15 protein-coding genes and 1 pseudogene are annotated in these 21,877 nt (G+C 65.9%); 7 read left to right on the top strand and 9 right to left on the bottom strand.

The genetic code is table 11. From position 1 onward, the window contains the following. Positions 1–174: 174 nt before the first annotated feature. The gene (locus FHS82_RS04595; RefSeq protein WP_166949305.1) at positions 175–912 is read left to right on the top strand and encodes a HesA/MoeB/ThiF family protein; all 738 of its coding nucleotides are present in this window, start codon (positions 175–177) and stop codon (positions 910–912) included. Here the strand turns inward: FHS82_RS04595 and FHS82_RS04590 are convergent. Next, entirely contained in the window at positions 906–1,688 is a 783-nt protein-coding gene (locus tag FHS82_RS04590) for a C40 family peptidase (RefSeq protein WP_166949303.1), read from the bottom strand. The genes FHS82_RS04595 and FHS82_RS04590 overlap by 7 nt on opposite strands. Then, a complete protein-coding gene (locus FHS82_RS04585) occupies positions 1,685–3,091 on the bottom strand; it encodes a leucyl aminopeptidase family protein (RefSeq protein WP_166949301.1) in 1,407 nt (468 codons plus the stop codon). Before FHS82_RS04585 ends, FHS82_RS04590 begins: the two co-directional genes overlap by 4 nt. A 205-nt stretch (positions 3,092–3,296) precedes the next feature. Here FHS82_RS04585 and FHS82_RS04580 point away from each other — a divergent pair, with 205 nt between their 5' ends. Both FHS82_RS04580 and FHS82_RS04575 read left to right on the top strand, forming a co-directional pair. Continuing rightward, positions 3,297–3,758, top strand: coding sequence for a hypothetical protein (locus tag FHS82_RS04580; RefSeq protein WP_166949299.1), 462 nt, complete (start codon positions 3,297–3,299; stop codon positions 3,756–3,758). A gap of 103 nt (positions 3,759–3,861) precedes the next feature. Next, entirely contained in the window at positions 3,862–5,157 is a 1,296-nt protein-coding gene (locus tag FHS82_RS04575; protein WP_166949297.1) for an Hsp70 family protein, read from the top strand. A 28-nt stretch (positions 5,158–5,185) separates the two neighbouring features. Here FHS82_RS04575 and FHS82_RS04570 read toward each other — a convergent pair whose 3' ends face one another. The 4 genes from FHS82_RS04570 to FHS82_RS04555 form a co-directional block, all read right to left on the bottom strand. Then, positions 5,186–6,736, bottom strand: a complete 1,551-nt coding sequence (locus tag FHS82_RS04570) for a SpoVR family protein (protein ID WP_166949295.1) — start codon at positions 6,734–6,736, stop codon at positions 5,186–5,188. Next, complete coding sequence (locus FHS82_RS04565) at positions 6,733–8,040, bottom strand: DUF444 family protein (RefSeq protein ID WP_166949293.1); 1,308 nt, start codon at positions 8,038–8,040, stop codon at positions 6,733–6,735. The genes FHS82_RS04570 and FHS82_RS04565 overlap by 4 nt, the downstream gene beginning before the upstream one ends. 70 nt (positions 8,041–8,110) lie before the next feature. Continuing rightward, positions 8,111–10,054 (bottom strand): PrkA family serine protein kinase, encoded by a 1,944-nt coding sequence (locus FHS82_RS04560; RefSeq protein WP_166949291.1) that lies wholly within the window; start codon positions 10,052–10,054, stop codon positions 8,111–8,113. 331 nt (positions 10,055–10,385) lie between these two features. Further along, positions 10,386–11,786, bottom strand: a complete 1,401-nt coding sequence (locus tag FHS82_RS04555; RefSeq protein ID WP_166949289.1) for a YncE family protein — start codon at positions 11,784–11,786, stop codon at positions 10,386–10,388. Between the two features lie 588 nt (positions 11,787–12,374). Between FHS82_RS04555 and ahpC the strand changes: the two genes are divergently transcribed. The 3 genes from ahpC (at position 12,375) to FHS82_RS04540 (ending at position 15,661) form a co-directional block, all read left to right on the top strand. Beyond that, positions 12,375–12,938 carry an alkyl hydroperoxide reductase subunit C gene (gene ahpC, locus FHS82_RS04550; protein ID WP_166949287.1) on the top strand — a complete coding sequence of 188 codons (564 nt, stop codon included), beginning with the start codon at positions 12,375–12,377 and terminating at the stop codon, positions 12,936–12,938. Positions 12,939–13,106: 168 nt separating this feature from the next. After that, the gene (gene ahpF, locus FHS82_RS04545) at positions 13,107–14,684 is read left to right on the top strand and encodes an alkyl hydroperoxide reductase subunit F (protein ID WP_166949285.1); all 1,578 of its coding nucleotides are present in this window, start codon (positions 13,107–13,109) and stop codon (positions 14,682–14,684) included. 11 nt (positions 14,685–14,695) lie between these two features. Beyond that, the gene (locus tag FHS82_RS04540; RefSeq protein WP_166949283.1) at positions 14,696–15,661 is read left to right on the top strand and encodes a LysR substrate-binding domain-containing protein; all 966 of its coding nucleotides are present in this window, start codon (positions 14,696–14,698) and stop codon (positions 15,659–15,661) included. A gap of 12 nt (positions 15,662–15,673) precedes the next feature. Here FHS82_RS04540 and FHS82_RS04535 read toward each other — a convergent pair whose 3' ends face one another. The 3 genes and pseudogenes from FHS82_RS04535 to FHS82_RS21040 form a co-directional block, all read right to left on the bottom strand. Continuing rightward, the gene (locus FHS82_RS04535) at positions 15,674–19,207 is read right to left on the bottom strand and encodes a vitamin B12-dependent ribonucleotide reductase (protein ID WP_166949280.1); all 3,534 of its coding nucleotides are present in this window, start codon (positions 19,205–19,207) and stop codon (positions 15,674–15,676) included. A 176-nt stretch (positions 19,208–19,383) separates the two neighbouring features. Beyond that, entirely contained in the window at positions 19,384–20,157 is a 774-nt protein-coding gene (locus FHS82_RS04530; protein ID WP_166949277.1) for a ferredoxin--NADP reductase, read from the bottom strand. 118 nt (positions 20,158–20,275) lie between these two features. After that, positions 20,276–20,368, bottom strand: a pseudogene (locus FHS82_RS21040) (hypothetical protein); the annotation flags it as partial. A 268-nt stretch (positions 20,369–20,636) separates the two neighbouring features. On the opposite strand from FHS82_RS21040, the gene FHS82_RS04520 reads away from it, so the two are divergent. Beyond that, complete coding sequence (locus tag FHS82_RS04520; RefSeq protein WP_166949273.1) at positions 20,637–21,857, top strand: ABC transporter substrate-binding protein; 1,221 nt, start codon at positions 20,637–20,639, stop codon at positions 21,855–21,857. The last annotated feature ends 20 nt before the right edge of the window (positions 21,858–21,877 follow it).

Below are 21,877 nucleotides of genomic sequence, written 5' to 3'. Positions count from 1 at the left end.
GGATGTGCACCAGACCATTGTTGCGTTTCGCTGAAACGCAACAATGGCTTATCTCTTTATTATGTGCAGCTCCGGACGCCAGCGCGGTGTCCACTTTCGCTGAAATTGCTTTAAACTGTATTTTTGGGCCGCGCCGATTTTGTATGATCACGATGCGGCGGAATGGATACTGGCATGGCTTTTTCCGAAAGCGAGATCGAACGTTACGCACGCCACATCGTCATGCGCGATGTCGGCGGGCCCGGGCAGGCGAAGCTGAAGCGCGCCCGCGTGCTCGTCGTCGGCGCGGGGGGACTCGGCGCGCCGGTGCTGTCCTATCTGGCGGCCGCCGGCGTCGGACATATCGGCATCGTGGATGACGACACGGTGTCGTTGTCGAACCTGCAGCGGCAGGTCATCCACGGCACGCCGGACATCGACCGCCCGAAAACAGACAGCGCCGCCGACGCCATCGCCCGCCTCAACCCGCATGTCGCGGTCACGCGCCACCCGGTGCGGCTCAATGCGGAGAACGCAGTGGAGATCGTCCGGGGTTACGATGTCGTCGCCGACGGCTCGGACAATTTTGCAACCCGCTATCTCGTCGCCGATACCTGCCTCGCGGAGCGCAAGCCGCTGGTCATGGGCGCGCTCGGCCAGTTCGATGCGTCGCTCACCACCCTGCGGCCGTTCGAGACGAAGCCGGATGGACAGCCGAACCCCTCCTACCGCACGCTGTTTCCGGAGCCGCCGCCGCCCGGCAGCGTGCCCACCTGCGAGGAGGTGGGCGTGCTCGGCGCGCTGCCCGGCGTGGTGGGCAGCCTGATGGCGATCGAGGTCGTGCGCGCCATCGTCGGCTTCGGCGAGCCGCTGGTCGGCCGGCTGCTCATCATCGACGCCTTCACGATGCGGTTCGAAACGATCAGCTACTGATCGCGAATGCGGCGCGCCACGGCGATGTCGTGGCCGGTCTGCGCGCGGATGCGCTCCACTGCCTGCACGAACGGCTCGCTGACCACGGTCATATGATGGCCGCTTGCATGCAGCAGCGTCTGCGCGTCGCGCAGGATGCCGACATGGCCCGGCCAGAAGACGAGGTCGCCGCGCCGCAAGGCCGCGCCGGCCGGCAATTCCTCGCCCAGCCCTTCCCGCTGCGGTCCCGAGTCGCGCGGAGCCTCGACGCCGGATGCGGAGAGCGACAGTTGCACGAGGGCCGAACAATCGATGCCGAGCGCCGACTTGCCGCCCCACAGATAGGGCACTTCAAGGAAGCGCTCCGCCACGGCGACGAAATCCCCGCCCACCGGGGTTTCCGCCGGCGTCAGGTGCGCGGCGTAGACGAAGCCTTCGCCGTATTCCCGCTCGATGCGGGCGAAGCCGTCCGCAAGGGCGCCCACCCGCACCTGCCCCATGAACGGCAGCGCGTCGAGCGGCGGCAGCTTGATGGACGGGCCGGGATAGACGAAGGTGCGCAGCGCGCTCACCCGGTGCGTGGGCGCGGCCACCTCTCCGAGCGCGGCCACCGGCATGTAGCCTTCGTAGCCGTCGCCGAGCAGCGTGACGCGCGCCCAGCCCTCCTGCTCCTCCCACACCAGCACCCGCTCGCCGATCAGCGCCTCGGTATCGAGCGCGCCGTCGGAGACGGGGATGCGCCGCAGGGGGGCGATGGCGGCCGTCACCTGCCGCAGTTGTCCTTCGATGCCGCTCATGACGCCGTTCCATAGCGCTGCTTCAGCCAGGCATAGACGAGGCGCGCGCCCTGCACCTCGCCGCCCTCCGGACGGCCCGGCTTCGCGGCGGGCGTCCAGCCGTAGATGTCGAAGTGGACGTGCGGCACGCCCTGCGTGAAGCGCCGCAGGAAGAGCGCGGCGGTGATGGAGCCGGCGAAGCCGCCGCTCGATACATGGTTGATGTCCGCCACCTTCGAGGCCAGCATGCCGTCGTAGGGTGGCCACAACGGCAGCCGCCAGACGGGGTCGTTCACGGCCTCCCCGGTGCGGGCGATTTCGTCGGCGATGGCGTCGTCCTCCGTGTAGAAGGGCGGCAGGTCCGGCCCCAGCGCCACGCGCGCCGCGCCCGTGAGGGTGGCGTAGTCGACGATGAGTTCCGGCTGCTCTTCCGCCGCCAGCGCCAGCGCATCCGCGAGCACCAGCCTGCCCTCGGCGTCCGTGTTGCCGATCTCGACGCTCAGCCCCTTGCGGCTGGGGATGATGTCGCCGGGGCGGAAGGAGGCGCCGGAAATGGCGTTCTCCACCGCCGGCACAAGCACGCGCAGGCGCACCCTCACCCGCGCGTCGAGCAGCAGTTGCGCGGTGGCGAGGGCGGCGGCCGCGCCGCCCATGTCCTTCTTCATCAGCAGCATGGCGCTCGACGGCTTGATGTCGAGCCCGCCGGTGTCGAAGGTCACACCCTTGCCGACGAGCGTTACCTTCGGCCAGTCCGGCTCGCCGGCGGTGATGTCGATGAGGCGCGGTGCCGTGGCGGAGGCACGGCCGACCGCGTGGATGAGCGGGAAGTTCGCGGCCAGCAGGTCATCGCCCGCCGTCACCGCGAAGCGCGCGCCGTGGCGGGTGGCGAGCGCGTGGGCCGCGCCGGCCAGCGCATCCGGCCCCAGATCGTTCGCCGGGGTGTTGATGAGATCGCGGCCGAAGGCAACCGCGGCGGCCAGGCGGCTCACTTCCTCGCCGTCGACGCCGTCGGGCAGGACGAGCCGGGCCTTCGGCGCGGGGCTGTCCTTATAGCGGGCGAAGCGGTAGGCGCCGAGCAGCCAGGCCAGCACCGCCGCCGGCAGCGCGGCTGCCGCGACCCCGGCCAGGCGATAGATGCCCTCGGGCAGCACTCCCGGCAGCTTGCCGAACAGGAAGGGGTCGGGCCGGCGCGCGCTCTCGCCCTCGACGGCGAACAGCACGATGCCGATGTTGCCCTCCGCATCCGGCAGCAGCCAGACCTTCCCGGCTTCCGGCGCATCCCCTTCGCTGCCGAGGCCCTGGGCGACGGCGAAACGCCGCGCAGGCGGATCGAGCGCCTCCAGCACCGCCGCCCGGTTCGCGGCAGTGACGGCATGGACGGTGATGGCGTTGGCCGACGGATCGGTGACGAGAAGCGGATGCATGACGACCTTCATCGAGTATGTCGCGGAAGGCCCCAGCCTACAGCATTTTCTGACCCATGCGACACACCGGCGCAGATTTGCACCGAAACCGTGCGTCGGGCGCGATTCACGCTTGCGTCGCTGTCATCAGCAATACTTGATTCCGTGATGCTTACGGGATGCGTCTGTTCTATATTTCCGGCACACAAGATCAGGAGCCGCCTTCATGACGTCAGAAGCGTTCTCTCTTCCTCCAGCCACCGAATTCGCGCGCAAGGCGCAGGAAAAGCGCGAGGCCGAACGGGAGCGGCTGCGCCAGCTGCATGCCACCGGCGACGCACACCGCGCGGAAATCGTCGACTCCCTTCTCCACGCGGACGCGATCAATGTTGACGAGGTCCTTCGGCACACGTCGACCCTTATCCATGCGGCAAGCGAGCAGGGCCTGAACGAGGTGCTCGTCTACCGCTACCCCAGCGAGACGCTGATGGACCATGGTCGCGCCATCATCGCCAACGATCCGGAATGGCCGGAGACGCTGCGCGGGCAGCCGCTGGGGCTCTACAACGTCTGGCGCGAGCACCTGAAGCCGCTCGGTTACGGCATGCGCGTCGAGATTCTCGACTACCGCAACGACCTCCCGGGCGACGTCGGCTCCTTCCTGTTCTGGGGAAGCAGCGAGCTTTGATCGCCGCGCAGGGCACGCCTGCCGCCCGGGACATGTTTTCGGGATTGAAATCCGCGCGGTTTTGGTGCATGCGGCCTGTCTTTGCCGGCAGGTGAGGACGGGCATGCAGCACAATTCGGGGCAGGATCGCCCCTTCGGTCCCCGGTCGGCCTGCGGGCTCGACTTCGGCACCTCGAATTCGACACTGGGCATTCACGGCTCCTCCGGCCCGCATCTCGTGGCGCTGGAGGGCGCCCATGTCGCCGTGCCCAGCGCGGTTTTCTTCGCGGCGGAAGCCGGGGCCAAGCTCCTCATCGGGCGGGAGGCGGTCGCGGCCTATATCGAGGGCATCGACGGCCGCCTGATGCGGTCGCTGAAATCGATACTCGGCTCGGCGCTGATCGACGAGCGCACGGCCGTCTACCGCCGACGCATCAGGTTCTCGGAGGTGATCGGCCTCTTTCTGGAAGCGCTCAAGCGTCGTGCCGAAGTGGCGCAGGACGCGCCGCTCGACGCCGTGGTGATGGGGCGGCCGGTCCATTTCGTTGACGACGACGAGGCGGGCGACCGCCACGCCGAGGAAACGTTGCGGACGGTAGCGGAGGCCATCGGCTTCCGCGAGGTGAGCTTCCAGTACGAGCCCGTCGCGGCGGCGCTCGATTTCGAGCGCCGGCATGTGTCCGGCGAGAAGATCGCCATCGTGGCCGACATCGGCGGCGGCACGTCGGACTTCACGGTCGTGCGCCTCACGGGCGGAACGGGCGAGCGCGACGAGCGCGGCAGCGACATCCTCGCCAACGGCGGCGCGCGCCTCGGCGGCACGGACTTCGACCGCCAGCTCAGCATGCGGACGTTCATGCCGGGCTTCGGCTACCGCAGCCCGATGAAGCGCGGCGACATCGAGGTGCCGTCCGCCCCCTACTGGGACCTGTCGACGTGGTCGAGCGTGCACCAGCTCTACGATCCCAAGCGGTTGGCGGAACTGCGCGAGGTGCGTTTCGACGCCCGCGAGCCCGCGCTGATCGACCGCCTCATGCGGGTCGTGGAGACGCGGCGCGGGCATAGCGTGCTCATCGCGGTGGAAGAAGCCAAGATCGCGCTGTCGGACCGGGAGCGGGTGGAGACGCCGCTGTCGTGGGTCGCGCCCGGCTTCGGCGTGGAAGCGACGCGGGTGGACTTCGAAGACAGCGCACGGGCGCTGTGCGACCGTCTCGGCAACACCGCACGCGCCTGTGTCGCGCAGGCCGGGCTGACGTCGGGAGACGTCGACTTCGTGTTCTTCACCGGCGGCACGAGCCAGATGCCGAGCGTGCGCACGGCAATCCTCTCGCAGTTCGACAATGCCGCAGCCATCGACGGCGACCGCTTCGGCGCCGTCGGCCTCGGCCTGACTATCGAGGCGCGCCGGCGCTACGGCTGACGGCCGCCCCGCATACCGCGCCGCGCAATCAGAGCAGCCCTGGCTTCTGCGGCGCCTTGGCGACGTGTTCCTTCAGCAGCTTGCCGGTGGCGGGGTCGACCTCGCGCAGCACCACGCGATAGCCCCACAGCTCCGCCAGGTTCTGCAGCACGAGTTCGGCATCCTTGTCATGCAGCAGGGTGTGGTTGACGGTGTCGTGCTGCAGCGTCAGTTGCCGGTCGCCGTCGAGGTCCACATCCACCACCTGGATGTCGGCCTGCTGCCAGGCGATGTCGTACTGGCGCGCCAGCGCCTGCCGGATACGGCGGTAGCCACGCTCGTCGTGGATGGCGCCCACCGTCAGCGCCGGCTGGCCGGCATCGTCCTCGATGTGGAACAGCCGCCATTCCCTGATGAGGCGCGGGCTCAGGAACTGGGCGAGAAAACTCTCGTCGCGATAGTTCGCCCACACGTGCTTCAGCACCCCGCTCACGTCACCCTGGCCCGCGATGTCCGGGAACCATTCGCGGTCCTCGTCGTCGGGCGTCTCGCAGATGCGGGCGATGTCCTGCATCATGGCGAAGCCGATGGCATAGGGGTTGAGGCCGCTGTAGCGGGGCGAGTCGAACGTCGGCTGCATGACTACATTGGCGTGCGACTGCAGGAACTCCAGAAAGGCGCCGTCGCTGATCGAGCCCTGCTCGTGCAGGCGGGTCATGATGCGGTAATGAGAATAGGTGGCGCAACCTTCGTTCATGACCTTGGTCTGCGACTGCGGATAGAAGTATTGCGCAATCTGGCGCACGATCCGCAGCACCTCGCGCTGCCACGGCTGCAGCAGCGGCGCCGTCTTTTCCAGGAAGTACAGGATGTTCTCTTCCGGCAGCTTGAGGAGCGCGCGGCGCCGGTCGGCCGCGGCTTCGGTGCGGAAGGTCTTCGGCGTGCCGGGTACCGTGCGCCACAGGTCGTTGTAGACCTGCTCCTGGTGTGCGTGCCGCTCGGCCTCGCGCTTCTTCTCCGCCTTCAGGTCGAGCCGGCTGCGGCGCGGATAGCGGTGCACGGCCTGGTTCATCAGCGAATGGGCGATGTCGAGGATGCGTTCCACCGCCGCGAGGCCATGGCGTTCCTCGCAGGCAGCGATATAGCCCTTGGCAAAGGCGAGATAGTCCAGAATGCCCTCGGCATCCGTCCATTGCCGGAAGAGATAGTTGTTCTTGAAGAAATGGTTATGGCCGAACGCCGCATGGGCGATGACCAGCGTCTGCATCGTGGCGGTGTTTTCCTCCATGATGTAGTTGATGCAGGGGTTGGAGTTGATGACCAGCTCGTAGGCGAGCCCGCCCATGCCCTTGCGGTAGATCATCTCGTGGTGGGCGAACTGCTTGCCGAACGACCAGTGCTTGTAGAGCAACGGCATGCCGGTGGAGGCGTAGGCGTCGAGCATCTGCTCGGCGGTGATCACCTCGATCTGGTTCGGATAGGTGTCGAGACCCAGCACCGCGCCGGACACTTTCTCGACGGCGTCGTAGATGCGGCGGATGGTGTTGAAGTCCCAGTCGGTACCTGAAAACAGCAAGGGATGGGTCGCGGTAACCGTCATGACTTGCCTCCCCCGTCAACGCCCGCGCGACGGAACAGCTCGCGGAATACGGGATAGATTTCGCGCCGGTGCCAGACCTTGCGCATGACGAAATGCCCGCCCGGCGCCACCTGCCCCTCGTAGGTGCGCCACAGGTCGGTGGTGCGCGTCATGACGCCGGCGGGCAGGTGCGTGTCGCCGCGCCCCACTTCCAGATAGGCGAAATACTGGCAGATCGGCAGGATCGACTCGTTGACGAGCGCCGCCACGCGGGCATTGTCCGTGCCGATGTTGTCGCCGTCCGACGCCTGCGCGACATAGATGTTCCAGTCGTCGGGGTTATAACGCGCGCGCACCACGGACAGCATCTCCTCCAGCGCGGTGGAAACGATGGTGCCGCCTGTCTCCGGGCTGTGGAAGAACGTCTCCTCGTCCACCTCTTCGGCGTGGTCCGTGTGGCGGATGAAGACGACGTCGACGTTGCGGTAGCTGCGGCGCAGGAAGATGTGCAGCAGGGCATAGAAGCGCTTGGCGAGATCCTTCATATGCTCGCTCATGGAGCCCGACACGTCCATGAGGCAGAACATCACCGCCTGTGCGACGGGGCGCGGCGTCTGCTCGTAACGCCGGTAGCGCAGGTCGATCGGATCGATGTAGGCGATGCGCCGGCTGCGCTGCACAAGGCGCTCATGCTCCACCCGGAGCGCCGCGAGACGCGCGGGATCGCCGCCGCTCGCCTCCAGCTTGGCGATCTCCTCCTCGATCTCCCGGATCGCGGCCCGCCCGGGACGCCGCAGGGCGATGCGCCGGGAAAGCGAATGGCGCATGGTGCGGGAGACCGAAAGGCTCGACGGCGAACCGGTTGTCGAGTAGCCGGCGCGACGCAGCTCCTTCGCCTCGGTGGTCGCAAGCTTGCGCTTGGCGAGGTTGGGCAATTCGAGATCGTCGAGAAACAGGTCGAGGTATTCCTCGCGCGTCAGCAGGAAGCGGAACGCATCCTCGCCGCTGCCCTGCCCGGCCTCGGAACCCGCGCCGGCGCCAGCGCCGCCCTGCGGCCGCCTTATCCTGTCGCCTTCCACGTAGTCCCTGTTGCCCGGCAGCACAACATCGCGCTTGCCACTGCCGCCCGCACGCCGCAGCACGGGTTCGTGGACGCCCTCGCGGACAATGGAAACCTCGCCGCCCTGATCGAGATCCTTGATGGAGCGGTTCTTGAAGTCCTCCCGCACCGCGCGCTGCACCAGATTTTTAGCCCGGCGCAGAAAGCGTTGCCGGTTGGTGAAACTCCTGCCTCCGGGGTTGAGGCGTCGATCAATGATGTGCACGGAAGTGTCACCTCGAATACCAAAGGTTTCGGCGCGGCCGGCGCGGCGATTACTGCGCCGGCCGCTGCGTTCAACCCGCCTGCTTGACGCGCATATACCACTCCACCAGACGTCGAACCTGCCGTTCAGTATAGCCCCTTTCGACCATCCGTTGCACGAATTCGTCGTGCTTCTTCTCGGTGTCGCCGTCCTTCTTGGAGCCGAAGCTGATGACGGGCAGCAGGTCCTCCACCTGCGAGAACATGCGCCGCTCGATGACCTCGCGGATTTTCTCGTAGCTGGTCCACGACGGGTTGCGGCCGCCGTGGCTGGCGCGGGTGCGCAGCGCGAACTTCACCACCTCGTTGCGAAAATCCTTCGGATTGGCGATGCCCGCAGGCTTTTCGATCTTGGTCAGTTCCTGGTTGATCAGCTCGCGGTCGAGCAATTGCCCAGTGTCGGGATCCTTGAAATCCTGATCCTCGATCCATGCGTCCGCATAGGCCACGTAACGGTCGAACAGGTTCTGGCCGTAGTCGTGATAGGATTCGAGATACGCTTTCTGGATTTCATGACCGATGAACTCGGCATAGCGGGGCGCGAGGTCGCCCTTGATGAATTCAAGGTAGCGCTTCTCGGTCTCAGCCGGCAGCTGCTCCTGCCGGATCATCTGTTCGAGCACGTACATGAGATGCACCGGATCGGCCGCGATCTCGATGGTGTCGTAATTGAAGGTCGCCGCCAGCGCCTTGAAGGCGAAACGGGTGGAGATACCGTCCATGCCCTCGTCGACGCCGGCCGCGTCCTTGTATTCCTGCAGGCTGCGGGCGCGCGGGTCGACCTCGCGGATGTTCTCGCCGTCGTAGACGCGCATCTTCGAGAACAGGTTGGAGTTCTCATGCTCGCGCAACCGCGACAGCACCGAGAAGCGCGCCAGCAACTCCAGCGTGCCCGGCGCGCAGGCGGCATCCGACAGCTCCGAGCCACGCACGAGCTTCTCGTAGATCTTCTGCTCCTCGCTGACCCGCAGGCAGTAGGGAACCTTGATCACGTAGATGCGGTCGATGAACGCCTCGTTGTTCTTGTTGTTCTTGAAGTTCTGCCACTCGGATTCGTTCGAGTGGGCGAGGATGACGCCGGTGAACGGGATGGCGCCGATATTCTCGGTGCCCACGTAATTGCCTTCCTGCGTCGCGGTCAGCAGGGGGTGCAGCATCTTGATGGGCGCCTTGAACATCTCGACGAATTCGAGCAACCCCTGGTTGGCGCGGTTGAGCCCGCCGGAGTAGCTGTAGGCGTCCGGATCGTTCTGCGACAGGGTCTCCAGTTGGCGGATGTCCACCTTGCCGACGAGCGCCGAGATATCCTGGTTGTTCTCGTCGCCGGGCTCGGTCTTGGCGATGGCCTCCTGACGCAGCCGCGAGGGCAGGATGCGCACCACACGGAAGCGCGAGATGTCGCCGCCGAATTCCTCCAGCCGCTTGCGGCACCACGGGCTCATCAGCCCGGTGAGCCGCCGGCGCGGAATGCCGTAGTCGTCCTCCAGCCGTTCGGCCAGCGACAGGTCGAAGAGGCCGAGAGGGCTTTCGAACACCGGGCTCACCTCGTCTCCGGCCTTCAGCACATAGACGGGATGCACCTCCATCAGCGCCTTGATACGCTCCGCGAGCGAGGACTTGCCGCCGCCCACGGGCCCCAGCAGGTAGAGAATCTGCTTGCGCTCCTCCAGCCCCTGCGCCGCGTGGCGGAAGAAGGAGACGATGCGCTCGATCGTTTCCTCCATGCCGTAGAATTCCGCGAAGCTCCTGTATGTGCGGATGGTACGGTTCATGAAGATGCGCCCGAGGCGCGGGTCGCGCGAGGTGTCTATCGTCTCCGGCTCGCCGATGGCCGCGAGCAGACGCTCGGGCGCGCTGGCGTAGAACATGGGGTCGCTGCGACAGCCCTTCAGATAATCCTCAAGAGACATTTCGACTTGCCGACGCGCCTCGAAAGCCTGCGCGTAGTTGGTGAAGAGATCGCCATTCATTGCCATCGCTGATCCTCAACCTTGAAAATGTTGCCCCGAGAATGTCCCCCGCCGTGTCAGCCCCTTTTGCCTCCCCCTGCACTGGCAGGTCGCGTCTCGTGCTACACTCCTGATATGGGCATGCGGTGAAGAAGAAACACCATCCCGCAAAGGAATCACGTGATTCACGACCCGATTCATTTTGATTGTGATCATGATCTTGCACGCGCACAATCGGATTTTTTTCGGGGACCGGCGCGAAACAAGGCAGGCGTGAACACAAAAACACCGCCGGCTCGTGCCGGCGGTGTCCTGTTTTTCAGCGATATGGCGGGAGCCGGGGGCTCCGGAGAGGCGGTCAGGATTTGGGCGTGAGCCTCGTCAAGCGGTCGCCTGTCGGGTCGTCTTCCCCACGCGCCTTGTTGATAACGAAGACGTGACCCTTGCCGTCAGCCGCGACATGGTTCGGGAACGTGCCGCCTTCCAGGTTGGCGACGATCTCGCCCTGCGGGTTGACGACGGTTACGGTGCCGGCCCCCCGGTTGACGACGTAGGCGAGCTTGCTGACGGGGTCGAACGCGACGTTGAGCGGGCCCGCGCCCGTCTTCACGTCATGCAGCACCTTGCCCGTTTCGATATCGATGATCAGCAGGTTGTCGCTGCCTTGCGAGACGACGTAGAGTTGCTTGCCGGCGGCATCCACCGCCACACCGATGGAACTTTTGGCGCCCGGCAGCGGGAGCACCTTGTCGACGGTATTGGTCTTCGTGTCGATGACGGCGGCCTCGGCAGTGCTCAGGCTCACGGTGTAGAGCTTGCGGTTGCCGGCATCGAGCGCGAGCGCCGTGGGCGTGAACTTTTCGCCGCGCACCTTCGACTCGATCTCGATGTTCTGCAGCTTCTCCAGCTTCTTCGTGTCGAAGACGACGACGAAGTTGCCGCCAACGGCCGAAGCGTAGGCGCGGCCCTGTTCCGCGTCCACCACCACGTCACGCGAATGGGGAACCGCATCGGCCTCGAACTGCTTCACGAGCGAGAGATCGCTCTGCCTGAACACGGCGACGGAGCCGTCGCGCGTCGTCGTCGTCCAGACATTGCCCTCAACATCGTCGACACCTACGCCGTAGACGGCGTGCAGATGCCCGTCGCTGCGGCCGGCGACGGGCTTCGCGTCGACCTCTGCCTCCTTGGCGAGCGTCCCGGCGTTCAGCTTGACGAGCTTCGATTCCTTGACCGGCGGACGGCCGACGGCGGAGGTGACAAAAAGCGCGTTGCTTTTGGGGCTATAGGCGACCTGATAGAGCCCGGGCACCACCTTCTCGCTGACTGCCGTGAACTTGTCGGCGCCCGAGGCGGGAATGACCGGCGAGACCTTGAGCTGCGCCACGGCGGCGGCCGTGGGATTCGCCACGTTGACGATGATGGGATGCTGGCCGGGCACTGCATCGGCCGGGACGTCGATCTTGAGTTCGAAGCCGCCCTTGTCGTCCACCGTCAGCGGCTTGCCCTCCGGGTTGAGGATGGTGTTGCCGCGCGACAGGATGACCGTCTGCCCCGGCTTGAACGACGATCCGCGCAAGATCGCCGCCGAGCCGGGCGTCACGACGCCGCCAGCCGACACCCGGCCCTTGAAATCGGCGTCAGGCGCATCGAAGACGGCATTCTGCGCGAAGCCGCCCGCGGGCACGAGAACGACGAGCGCCAGTGCAAGGACGGGAAGTTTGCAGCGGTGCTTAACATAAGAAATGCGGGGCGTCATGGCAGGGCCTTTCAGTTCCGGAATCGCAGTAAATCTGTGCGCCCGCGACACTATAATATGCATCAGGTCAAGACAATTACATTAAATGAACATTTAATTATAACGATTATAAAGTAATGTAGAGAAAGCAGCATAATTCTGTACAATTCCTCCCATCCTGTCGGGGCAGCACAGGCAGTGCGGCGCAACATCGATTCGTCCGCCGGGCGTTTCCACGGGGCAGCGATGCCTGCGCACGGGGTGGGTCAAACCGTCGCAGCCCGTCCGCCACGGCACCTAGCGGGGAGCGGACAAGGGGCATCGATACGACACAGCACCGCGATCATATCGCATCCATCATCTTGATTTTGATGCATTAAACTGTCCGCCTCCCGAACCCCGGCAAGGTCCGCCGGCTGGACGAAGCGGCCATCAATAGCCGGTATCTATCGTTATCGCCGAATCTATCTATTTCATCATGAGAGGCATCTTCCCTATATTGCATTGCGAAGGCCAGGACCGCTGCAGCGGTTTCGCGTCTGTCCGCAGGGACACGCTGCACGGTCTTATGCCTCGTTGCTACCGAAACCATCCGATCAAGGAGCCGTTATGTCTCTCGTCAATACCGCGATCAAACCCTTCAAGGCGCAGGCGTACCAGCAGGGCAAGTTCATCGAGGTCACCGATGAAGACCTGAAGGGAAAGTGGTCCGTGTTCTTCTTCTATCCGGCAGACTTCACCTTTGTCTGCCCGACGGAACTTGGCGACCTGGCCGACAATTACGCGGAGTTCCAGAAACTCGGCGTCGATATCTATGGCGTTTCCACGGACACGCACTTCACCCACAAGGCCTGGCACGACACCTCCGACACCATCGGCAAGGTCCAGTACGCGCTGCTCGGCGACCCGACCGCCACGCTCTCGCGCCACTTCGAGGTGCTGCGTGAGGACCAGGGCCTTGCCGACCGCGGCACCTTCCTTGTCGATCCCGATGGCATCATCCAGCTCGTCGAGATCACGGCGGAGGGCATCGGCCGCAACGCCGAGGAACTGCTGCGCAAGATCAAGGCGGCCCAGTACGTGCGCTCGCATCCCGGCGAAGTCTGCCCCGCCAAGTGGCAGGAAGGCGAGGAGACGCTCGCTCCCTCGCTCGACCTCGTCGGCAAGATCTGAGTTCGTCCGCCGCACCGCCTTCTCCCGGAATCCGGGGGAAGGCTCTGGCGGCAAACCGGAGCCCGCGCAATGTCGCACGGCCTGCGGTTTGCCACCGTGCTCCGCCGCCCTCAGCGGCGCGCCGTCCCCGGCGCCGTGCCGGCCCATTTCTACCCCGGAGGATGATCCATGCTGAATGACACCCTGAAAGCGCAGCTCAAGGCCTATCTGGAACGGGTCGTGCGCCCCATTCACATCATCGCTTCGCTCGATGACGGCGCGAAATCGCGCGAGTTGCAGGAACTGCTCGGCGAGATCCGCGCGCTTTCCGACAAGATCAGCGTCAGCGAACTCAAGGGTGGCGGCGAGCGCGCGCCCTCCTTTGCCCTCACGACGCCCGGCCAGGACATCAGCCTGCGCTTCGCCGGCCTGCCGATGGGCCACGAATTCACCTCGCTGGTACTGGCGCTACTGCAGGTGGGCGGCTATCCGCCCAAGGTCGCGCAGGAGGTGATCGACCAGGTCAAGACACTCGACGGCGACTATTCCTTCGAGACCTATTTCTCGCAGAGCTGCCAGAACTGCCCGGAGGTGGTGCAGGCGCTCAACCTGATGGCCGTGCTGAACCCGCGCATCCGCCATGTGGCCATCGACGGCGCGGCCTACCCGGCCGAGGTTGAGGCGCGCCAGATCATGTCCGTCCCCACCGTCTATCTCAACGGCGAGGTGTTCGGCCAGGGCCGCATGGGCGTCGAGGAGATCGTCGCGAAGCTCGACACCGGCGCGGCGGCGCGCGATGCGGAAAAGATCAGCGCGAAGGCGGCCTTCGACGTGCTGGTGGTCGGCGCGGGCCCGGCCGGGGCAGCCGCCGCCATCTACGCGGCGCGCAAGGGCATCCGCACCGGCATTGTGGCCGACCGTTTCGGCGGGCAGGTGCTCGACACGATGGCGATCGAGAACTTCATCTCTATCCCCCACACCGAGGGCCCCAAGGTCGCGGCCGCGCTGGAGCAGCACGTGCGCGAATACGAAGTCGACATCATGAACCTGCAGAAGGCCGAGTCGCTCGCACTGCGGGGCGACCTTGTCGAGATCGGCCTCGCCGGCGGCGCGCGACTGCGCTCGAAGACCGTCATCCTGGCGACGGGCGCGCGCTGGCGGCAGATGAACGTGCCGGGCGAGGACACCTACCGCAACAAGGGTGTCGCCTACTGCCCGCATTGCGACGGTCCGCTCTTCAAGGGCAAGCGCGTCGCGGTGATCGGCGGCGGCAACTCCGGTGTCGAGGCGGCGATCGACCTTGCCGGCGTGGTGAGCCACGTCACGCTGATCGAGTTCGACAAGGCCCTGCGAGCGGACGACGTGCTGCAGCGCAAGCTGCGCAGCCTGAAGAACGTTGACATCATCACCTCCGCCCGCACGACCGAAGTCACGGGCGACGGGCAGAAGGTAAACGGGCTCGTCTATGAGGACCGCCGCAGCAGTGACAAGCACACGCTGGCGCTTGAGGGCGTTTTCGTGCAGATCGGCCTGCTGCCCAACACCGAATGGCTGAAGGACGCTGTCGCCCTGTCGCCGCGCGGCGAGATCATCGTCGATGTCCACGGGCAGACATCGGTGCCCGGCGTCTTCGCCGCCGGCGACTGCACGACCGTGCCGTACAAGCAGATCGTGATTGCCGTCGGCGAAGGGGCAAAGGCGTCGCTCTCGGCCTTCGACCACCTGATACGCTCCACGCCCGCGGACGCGGAAAACAGGGCCGCGTAAGCCGGCACACCATGAACGTTCGCGAACTGCAATATCTCGTCGCCCTCGCCGACCACCGCAACTTCGGCCGGGCGGCGGAAGTCTGCCTCGTCAGCCAGCCCACGCTCTCCACCCAGATCCGCAAGCTGGAGGAGGAGCTGGGCGTGGCGCTCGTGGAGCGGGCGCCACGCAACGTCATGCTGACGCCGGCAGGCGCAGACATCGTCGAGCGCGCGCGCCGCGCCTTGCATGAGATCGAGCAGATCAGGGAAGTCGCGCGCCGGCGCAGCGGGGGTGGCTGCGGCACGGTGCGTCTCGGCATTTTCCCCACGCTGGGGCCCTATCTGCTGCCACACGTCGTTCCCCTGCTCGGCGCGCGTTTCCCGCGCATCGAGCTGCTGCTGGTCGAGGAAAAGAGCGATCTGCTGCTGGCGCAGCTCGATGAGGGCAAGCTCGATGCGGCCGTGCTCGCCTTCCCGGTGCAGAACGCGCAACTGCACTGCGATATCCTGTTCGACGAGCCTTTCCTGCTCGCCGTGCCGGAGCACCATCCGCTGGCGCGGCGCAAGACGCTGAAGACGTCCGCACTCGCGCAGCATAACCTGATGCTGCTGGAAGACGGCCACTGCCTGCGCGAGCACGCGCTTGAGGTCTGCCGCCTGTCGGGCAGCGCGGAGCAGGCGAGCTTCCGCGCGACGAGCCTGGAGACGTTGCGACAGATGGTCATGGCCGGCTCCGGCCTGACGTTGCTACCGCAGCTTGCCGCGCAGAGCCCCCTGCCCCACGCCGACCAGATCCGCCTCATCCGCTTTGCCGACTCCACCCCGAGCCGGCGCATCGCCCTGTTCTGGCGCAAGAGTTCAGCCCTCGACGGGCTGCTGCGGGAGATGGCCGCAGTGCTGCGCGAAACCGCGGAAAGGCTGCTGGCAGAAGGCAGCACGGCAGACCACGCGCCCGACATCGAAAGCCGCACGCGCACCGCTGCGGTTCCTGCGTGACCCCGCCCGGGCTCAGGAGCAGCCGGTCGTGCTGCCGCAGGTGTCGCAGCGCAGGCAGGTGCCGTTGCGCACTAGGGTGAAGTTGCCGCATTCCGTGCAGGCCTCGCCCTCATAGCCCTTCAGCCGCGCTTCCTTGCGCCGCTCGTCCGCGCCGACGGCGCCGGAATGCTCCACGGCCTGCGGCGCGGCGGCGGCAGGAGCGCCGTTGCCGTTGCCGCGCAGGAAGCCGCGCGAGGCGGGAATGAGCGTGGGATGATCGCTGCCCTCGCCGAGCGCATCGTGACGGATATCGGCCGGGTTCACATGGGCGAGGTCATAGCGCCCGAGATACGAGATCGCCAGTTCCCGGAAGACGTAGTCGAGGATGGAGGTCGCGTTCTTGATCGACTCGTTACCCTGCACGAAGCCCGCCGGCTCGAAGCGGGTAAAGGTGAACGCCTCGACGTATTCCTCCAGCGGCACGCCGTATTGCAGGCCGAGCGAGATGGAGATGGCGAAGTTGTTCATCATCGCCCGGAAGGCCGCGCCCTCCTTGTGCATGTCGAGGAAGATCTCGCCCAGCCGCCCGTCTGTATATTCGCCCGTACGCAGATAGACCTTGTGGCCGCCGATGGTCGCCTTCTGGGTATAGCCGAGGCGGCGGTTCGGCAGCTTCTCGCGGTTGCGCGCCACGATCCGCTCCACGATGCGTTCGGTGACGGTCGCGGTGCGCGCGGCGTCCGGCCCCGCGGGCAGCTCCTCCGCCTCCTCCGTCTCGCCGGCGATCAGCGCCGCGTTGAGCGGCTGCGACAGCTTGGAGCCGTCACGGTAGAGGGCATTGGCCTTGAGGCCGAGGTTCCACGATTGCAGGTAGGCGCGCTTGCAGTCCTCGACGGTGGCGTCATTCGGCATGTTGATCGTCTTGGAGATCGCGCCGGAGATGAACGGCTGCGCCGCCGCCATCATCAGGATGTGGCTGTCGACCGACAGGAAGCGCTTGCCGATGCGCCCGCACGGATTGGCGCAGTCGAAGACGGCGTAATGCTCGTGCCGCAGATGCGGCGCGCCTTCCAGCGTCATCGCTCCGCAGACGTGGACGTTCGCCGCCTCGATGTCGGCGCGCGAGAAGCCGAGGAACGGCAGCAGCTCGAAAGCGGGATCGTCGAGCCGCTCGGCGCCCACCTTCAGCGTCCCGGTGAGAAAGTCCGCGCCCAGCGTCCATTTGTTGAAGGCGAACTTGATATCGAAAGCCGAAGGCAGCGCCTTTTCGAGCGCCGCGATCGCCTCGATCGAAAAGCCGCGCGCCTTCAGGTCCTCGTGGTTGATCGTCGGCGAGGTTGCAAGCGTGCCGTGGCCGACGGCGTAGGTCTCGATATCGGCGATCTGCGCGTGTGTGTAGCCGAGCTTCTTGAGTGCATGCGGCACGGACTGGTTGATGATCTTGAAGTAGCCGCCGCCCGCGAGCTTCTTGAACTTCACCAGCGCGAAGTCGGGCTCGATGCCGGTGGTGTCGCAGTCCATGACGAGCCCGATGGTGCCCGTCGGTGCAACGCAAGTAACTTGCGCATTGCGGAAGCCGTGCTTCTCGCCGAGCGCCAGCGCCCGGTCCCACACCTGCTGTGCTAGCGCCTGTAGCGCCGGGTCGGGGATATTGGCGTGGTCCAGCGGCACCGGCGGCTTGCCGAGTTTCTCATAACCCTCGCGCTCGCCCCGCGCCGCGCGCCGATGGTTGCGGATCACGCGCAGCATGTCGGCTGCGTTCTCCTCATAGCCGGGGAAGGCGCCCAGCTCGCCCGCGATCTCCGCCGAGGTCTCGTAGGCCGTTCCCGTCATGATGGCGGTGAGCGCGCCGCACAGCGCGCGGCCCGCCTCCGAATCATAGGGCAGCCCCATGGTCATCAGCAACCCGCCGATGTTGGCATAGCCGAGGCCGAGCGTGCGGAAACGGTAGGAGAGTTCCGCGATCTCGCGCGAAGGGAACTGCGCCATCAGCACCGAGATTTCCAGCACCAGCGTCCACAGCCGGCAGGCGTGGACGTAACCAGCGTGGTCGAATGTATCCTTTTCGCGGTCGAAGAATCGCAGCAGGTTGATGGACGCGAGGTTGCAGGCCGTGTTGTCGAGGAACATGTATTCCGAGCACGGATTCGAGCCGCGAATCTCGCCCGATTGCGGGCAGGTGTGCCAGTCGTTCATCGTGGTGCGGAAGTGCAGGCCCGGATCGGCGGAAGCCCACGCCGCATAGCCGATGCGCTCCCACAGATCGCGCGCGCGGACGGTTTTCGCCACCTTGCCGTCCATGCGCCGGATGAGCGCCCATTCATTGTCCGCCGTCACGGCGTCCAGAAACTCGTTTCGCAGCGAGACGGAGTTGTTCGAGTTCTGGCCGGAGACGGTGAGATAGGCTTCCGAATCCCAGTCCGTATCGTAAGTGTCGAACGACACCTCGTCGAAGCCCTGGTCGGCGAGTTGCAGGATGCGCTTTATGTAGTTGTCCGGCACCAGCGCCTTGCGCGCGGCGCGGATCGCCTGCCGGAGCGCGGCATTCTTCGCCGGATCGGTCACGCGCCCGCCGTCCTGCGCGCTCGCGTCGAGCAGCGCCTGCAGATGCCTGGCAACCGTCTTCGAGCCCGTGACGAGCGCCGCGACCTTTTGCTCTTCCCTGATCTTCCAGTCGATGAATTCCTCGATGTCGGGGTGGTCGGCGTCGAGGATCACCATCTTGGCGGCGCGCCGCGTGGTGCCGCCGGACTTGATCGCCCCCGCCGCGCGGTCGCCGATCTTGAGGAAGCTCATCAGCCCGGACGACCGGCCGCCGCCCGAGAGCGGCTCCCCCTCAGCCCGCAGGCTGGAGAAGTTGGTGCCGGTGCCGGAGCCGTACTTGAACAGCCGTGCCTCACGTACCCACAGGTCCATGATGCCGCCCTCGTTGACGAGATCGTCGTTGACGGACTGGATGAAGCAGGCATGCGGCTGGGGATGCGCGTAGGCCGAGCTAGAGCGCACCGTCTCGCCGCTGCGGAAATCGACGTAATAGTGGCCCTGTCCCGGCCCGTCGATGCCATAGGCCCAGTGGAGGCCGGTGTTGAACCATTGCGGCGAGTTGGGCGCCACCATCTGCCGGGCCAGCATGAAGCGCAGCTCGTCGTGGAAGGCGGCCGCGTCTTCCTCCGACGAGAAGTAACCGCCCTTCCACCCCCAGTAGGTCCAGCAGCCGGCGAGCCGGTCGAACACCTGGGTGGCGGCGGTCTCGCCGCCATAGCGCCCGGCTTCGGGCAGCGCCGCCAGCGCCTCGTCGTCCGGCACAGACCGCCACAGGAAGGCGGGGACGCCCTCTTCAGGCACCCGCTTCAGCCGTGTCGGCACGCCCGCCTTGCGGAAATATTTCTGGGCGATGATGTCGGTCGCGACCTGGCTCCAGTCGCTCGGCACGTCGATGTCCGCGAGCCTGAACACGACGGAGCCGTCCGGGTTGCGGATCTCGCTCACCGCCTTGCGGAAGGCGATGGCGTCATAAGGTGCATGGGACGAATCGCCGGGAGCCGTAAAATAACGCTGGAATTTCATGGCGATGGTCCTGTTCCTGCCGTGCGTCCGCGCCGGCGGCGGCGCGAAGGGCCGCCTGCTGCCGACGATAATCTCGACTCACATAATACAGCAATGGCCCAGCCGGTTCTCGTGCGGGCCGCCCCGAGCCGCGGCATTCCCACACGAAATTGCGGCGCCGGAAGGCCCCGGCGGCGTCAGCGTTCGGCGAAGGCTTTCTCGATGACGAAGTGGCCCGGCTCGCCGCTGTTGCCCTCGTCGAAGCCGAGCCCGTCCATCAGCGTGCGCAGATCGACCATCATCGAAGGTGAACCGCAGATCATCACGCGGTCCGTCTCCTTGTCGAGCGGCGGCAGCTCCAGGTCCGCGAACAGCCTGCCGCTCTCGATGAGCGTCGTGATGCGGCCTTCGTGGCGGAAGGGTTCGCGCGTCACCGTGGGGTAATAGAAGAGCTTCTCCCGCACCTCTTCCCCCAGCAGTTCGTGCTCGGGCAGCTCCTTCGTGATCAGGTCGGCGTAGGCCAGCTCCCGCACCCAGCGCGTGCCGTGGACGAGGATGACCTGCTCGAAACGCTCGTAGGTTTCGGGATCGCGAATGATGGAGAGGAACGGCGCGAGGCCCGTGCCGGTGCCGAGCAGATAGAGCTTGCGCCCGGGCAGCAGGTTATCCAGCACCAGCGTTCCCGTCGCCTTGCGCCCGACGATGATCGTGTCGCCCTCCTGGATGTGCTGGAGGCGCGAGGTCAGCGGGCCGTTCGGCACCTTGATGGAAAAGAATTCGAGCGTATCTTCCCAGCTCGGGCTGACGATCGAGTAGGCGCGCAGCAGCGGCCGGCCATCCACCGTGAGACCGATCATCGTGAACTCGCCCGTGCGAAAACGGAAACCGGGATCGCGCGTGGTGGTGAAGGTGAACAGGGTGTCCGTCCAGTGATGGACGCTCAGGACACGCTCGTTGAAAAAATTGCTCATGGTATCGCTCGGTAATGGGCGGCGGGAAATCACAGGCGGCCCCGCGGCGCGAAGAAGGACGGCCCCGCCGGCCTCTTCCCCGTTCCTCGGCATCCTCCGGTGGTTCCCCCTTTTTGGTGATGGCGGGCCACACCTCGGCATTGTGCGCGCCGATGGCAACCCATGCAGATGCGCGCGGTTCCGTGCCGGCGAAGATGGCCTCGCCGGACATTCCGGTTCACACCGTCACAGTCTATACACTCGGCAGGGTTAATAGCCAGCATGTTTTCTCCCGCGCCGCATGCGGGCGCGCACCCGCGAACGCGCTCTGCCGAGGCGACATCCGTGCGCGGATGCGACGAACCGCCGGGATTGCGCGTTGTTTGGCCATTACACGGCGAGTCGAGTCGGATATACAATGACATCGGTCACAAAGGGCGAGGGTTGGGGCCGGGATAGCGGGCAATCCGCATCGTGATGGGAAGGGGCGGACAGTGATCATGACTTCTGGCTTGAAGGCTTTGGGTTTGAAGGCAATCAGCATCGTGGCCGCCGCCGCGCTGATGGCAGCCGCCCCCGCCCGTGCGCAACAGGGCGAGATCCGGGTCGGCGAAATCAACAGCTATTCCACCCTGCCCGGCTTCACCGACCCCTATCGCAAGGGCATGGAACTCGCCCTCAAGGAAATCAACGACGCCGGCGGCATCCGGGGCCAGAAGCTCGTCGTCATCTCGAAGGACGACGCGGGCAAGCCGGGCGATGCACTGACGGCGGCGAACGAACTCGTCTCCCGCGACCGTGTCGCGCTGCTCGCGGGCGGCTTCCTGTCGAACGTCGGCCTCGCCCTCTCGGACTTCGCGAAGCAGAAGAAGGTGCTCTACCTCGCGTCCGAGCCGCTCACCGACGCGCTCGTCTGGTCGAAGGGCAACGACTACACCTTCCGCCTGCGTACCTCGAACTACATGCAGGCGGCGATGCTGGCGGAAGAGGCCGCCAGGCTGCCGGCGAAGCGCTGGGCGACCGTGGCGCCCAACTACGAATACGGCCAGTCCTTCGTCGCCGTGTTCAGGGAACTGCTCACCAAGAAGCGCCCGGACGTGGAATTCGTCGCCGAGCAATGGCCGCCGCTCGGCAAGATCGACGCCGGGCCGGTTCTGCAGGCGATCGACGCGGCGAAGCCCGACGCGATCCTCAACGCCACCTTCGCCGCCGATCTCGTCAAGTTCGTGCGCGAGGGCAACACGCGCGGCGTGTTCAAGAACCGCGCCGTGGTCAGCTACCTCACCGGCGAGCCCGAGTATCTCGATCCGCTGAAGGACGAGACGCCCGAAGGCTGGATCGTGACGGGCTATCCCTGGTACGGCATCGACACGCCGGAGCACAAGGCGTTCCTCGACGCCTACCGCGCGCTGCACAACGACTATCCGCGCCTCGGCTCGATCATCGGCTATTCCACCGTCAGGAGCGTCGCAGCCCTGTTGGAGCGCGCGACGGACACCAGCACGGAAGCGCTGATCGAGGCCGCGAAAAATCTGGAGGTGAATACGCCCTTCGGCCCCATCGTCTACCGCGCCGGCGACCACCAGAGCACACTCGGCGCCTATGTCGGCAGAACCGGCATCGTCGACGGCAAGGGCGTGATGGTCGACTTCGCCTTCCGCAAGGGGGCGGACTATCTGCCGCCGGAGGAAGAGGCCGCGAAACTGCGCCCGCGCAACTGACGCCGCGCGCCGGAAAGCCA

The sequence above is a fragment of the Pseudochelatococcus lubricantis genome (genome assembly GCF_011762225.1).
Classification (GTDB): Bacteria; Pseudomonadota; Alphaproteobacteria; order Rhizobiales; family Beijerinckiaceae; genus Pseudochelatococcus; species Pseudochelatococcus lubricantis.
Note: the sequence above shows the minus strand (reverse complement) of the source record. Positions and strands in the feature narration are given on the sequence as shown.

Bases quoted from the DNA above. Each gene is read 5' to 3' on its own strand.
- FHS82_RS04530 (WP_166949277.1), bottom strand. From the start codon at position 20,157: ATGAGCAATTTTTTCAACGAGCGTGTCCTGAGCGTCCATCACTGGACG.
- FHS82_RS04585 (WP_166949301.1), bottom strand. From the start codon at position 3,091: ATGCATCCGCTTCTCGTCACCGATCCGTCGGCCAACGCCATCACCGTC.
- FHS82_RS04590 (WP_166949303.1), bottom strand. From the start codon at position 1,688: ATGAGCGGCATCGAAGGACAACTGCGGCAGGTGACGGCCGCCATCGCC.
- FHS82_RS04540 (WP_166949283.1), top strand. From the start codon at position 14,696: ATGAACGTTCGCGAACTGCAATATCTCGTCGCCCTCGCCGACCACCGC.
- FHS82_RS04535 (WP_166949280.1), bottom strand. From the start codon at position 19,207: ATGAAATTCCAGCGTTATTTTACGGCTCCCGGCGATTCGTCCCATGCA.
- FHS82_RS04575 (WP_166949297.1), top strand. From the start codon at position 3,862: ATGCAGCACAATTCGGGGCAGGATCGCCCCTTCGGTCCCCGGTCGGCC.
- FHS82_RS04560 (WP_166949291.1), bottom strand. From the start codon at position 10,054: ATGGCAATGAATGGCGATCTCTTCACCAACTACGCGCAGGCTTTCGAG.
- FHS82_RS04580 (WP_166949299.1), top strand. From the start codon at position 3,297: ATGACGTCAGAAGCGTTCTCTCTTCCTCCAGCCACCGAATTCGCGCGC.
- FHS82_RS04570 (WP_166949295.1), bottom strand. From the start codon at position 6,736: ATGACGGTTACCGCGACCCATCCCTTGCTGTTTTCAGGTACCGACTGG.
- ahpF (WP_166949285.1), top strand. From the start codon at position 13,107: ATGCTGAATGACACCCTGAAAGCGCAGCTCAAGGCCTATCTGGAACGG.
- FHS82_RS04555 (WP_166949289.1), bottom strand. From the start codon at position 11,786: ATGACGCCCCGCATTTCTTATGTTAAGCACCGCTGCAAACTTCCCGTC.
- FHS82_RS04595 (WP_166949305.1), top strand. From the start codon at position 175: ATGGCTTTTTCCGAAAGCGAGATCGAACGTTACGCACGCCACATCGTC.
- FHS82_RS04520 (WP_166949273.1), top strand. From the start codon at position 20,637: ATGACTTCTGGCTTGAAGGCTTTGGGTTTGAAGGCAATCAGCATCGTG.
- ahpC (WP_166949287.1), top strand. From the start codon at position 12,375: ATGTCTCTCGTCAATACCGCGATCAAACCCTTCAAGGCGCAGGCGTAC.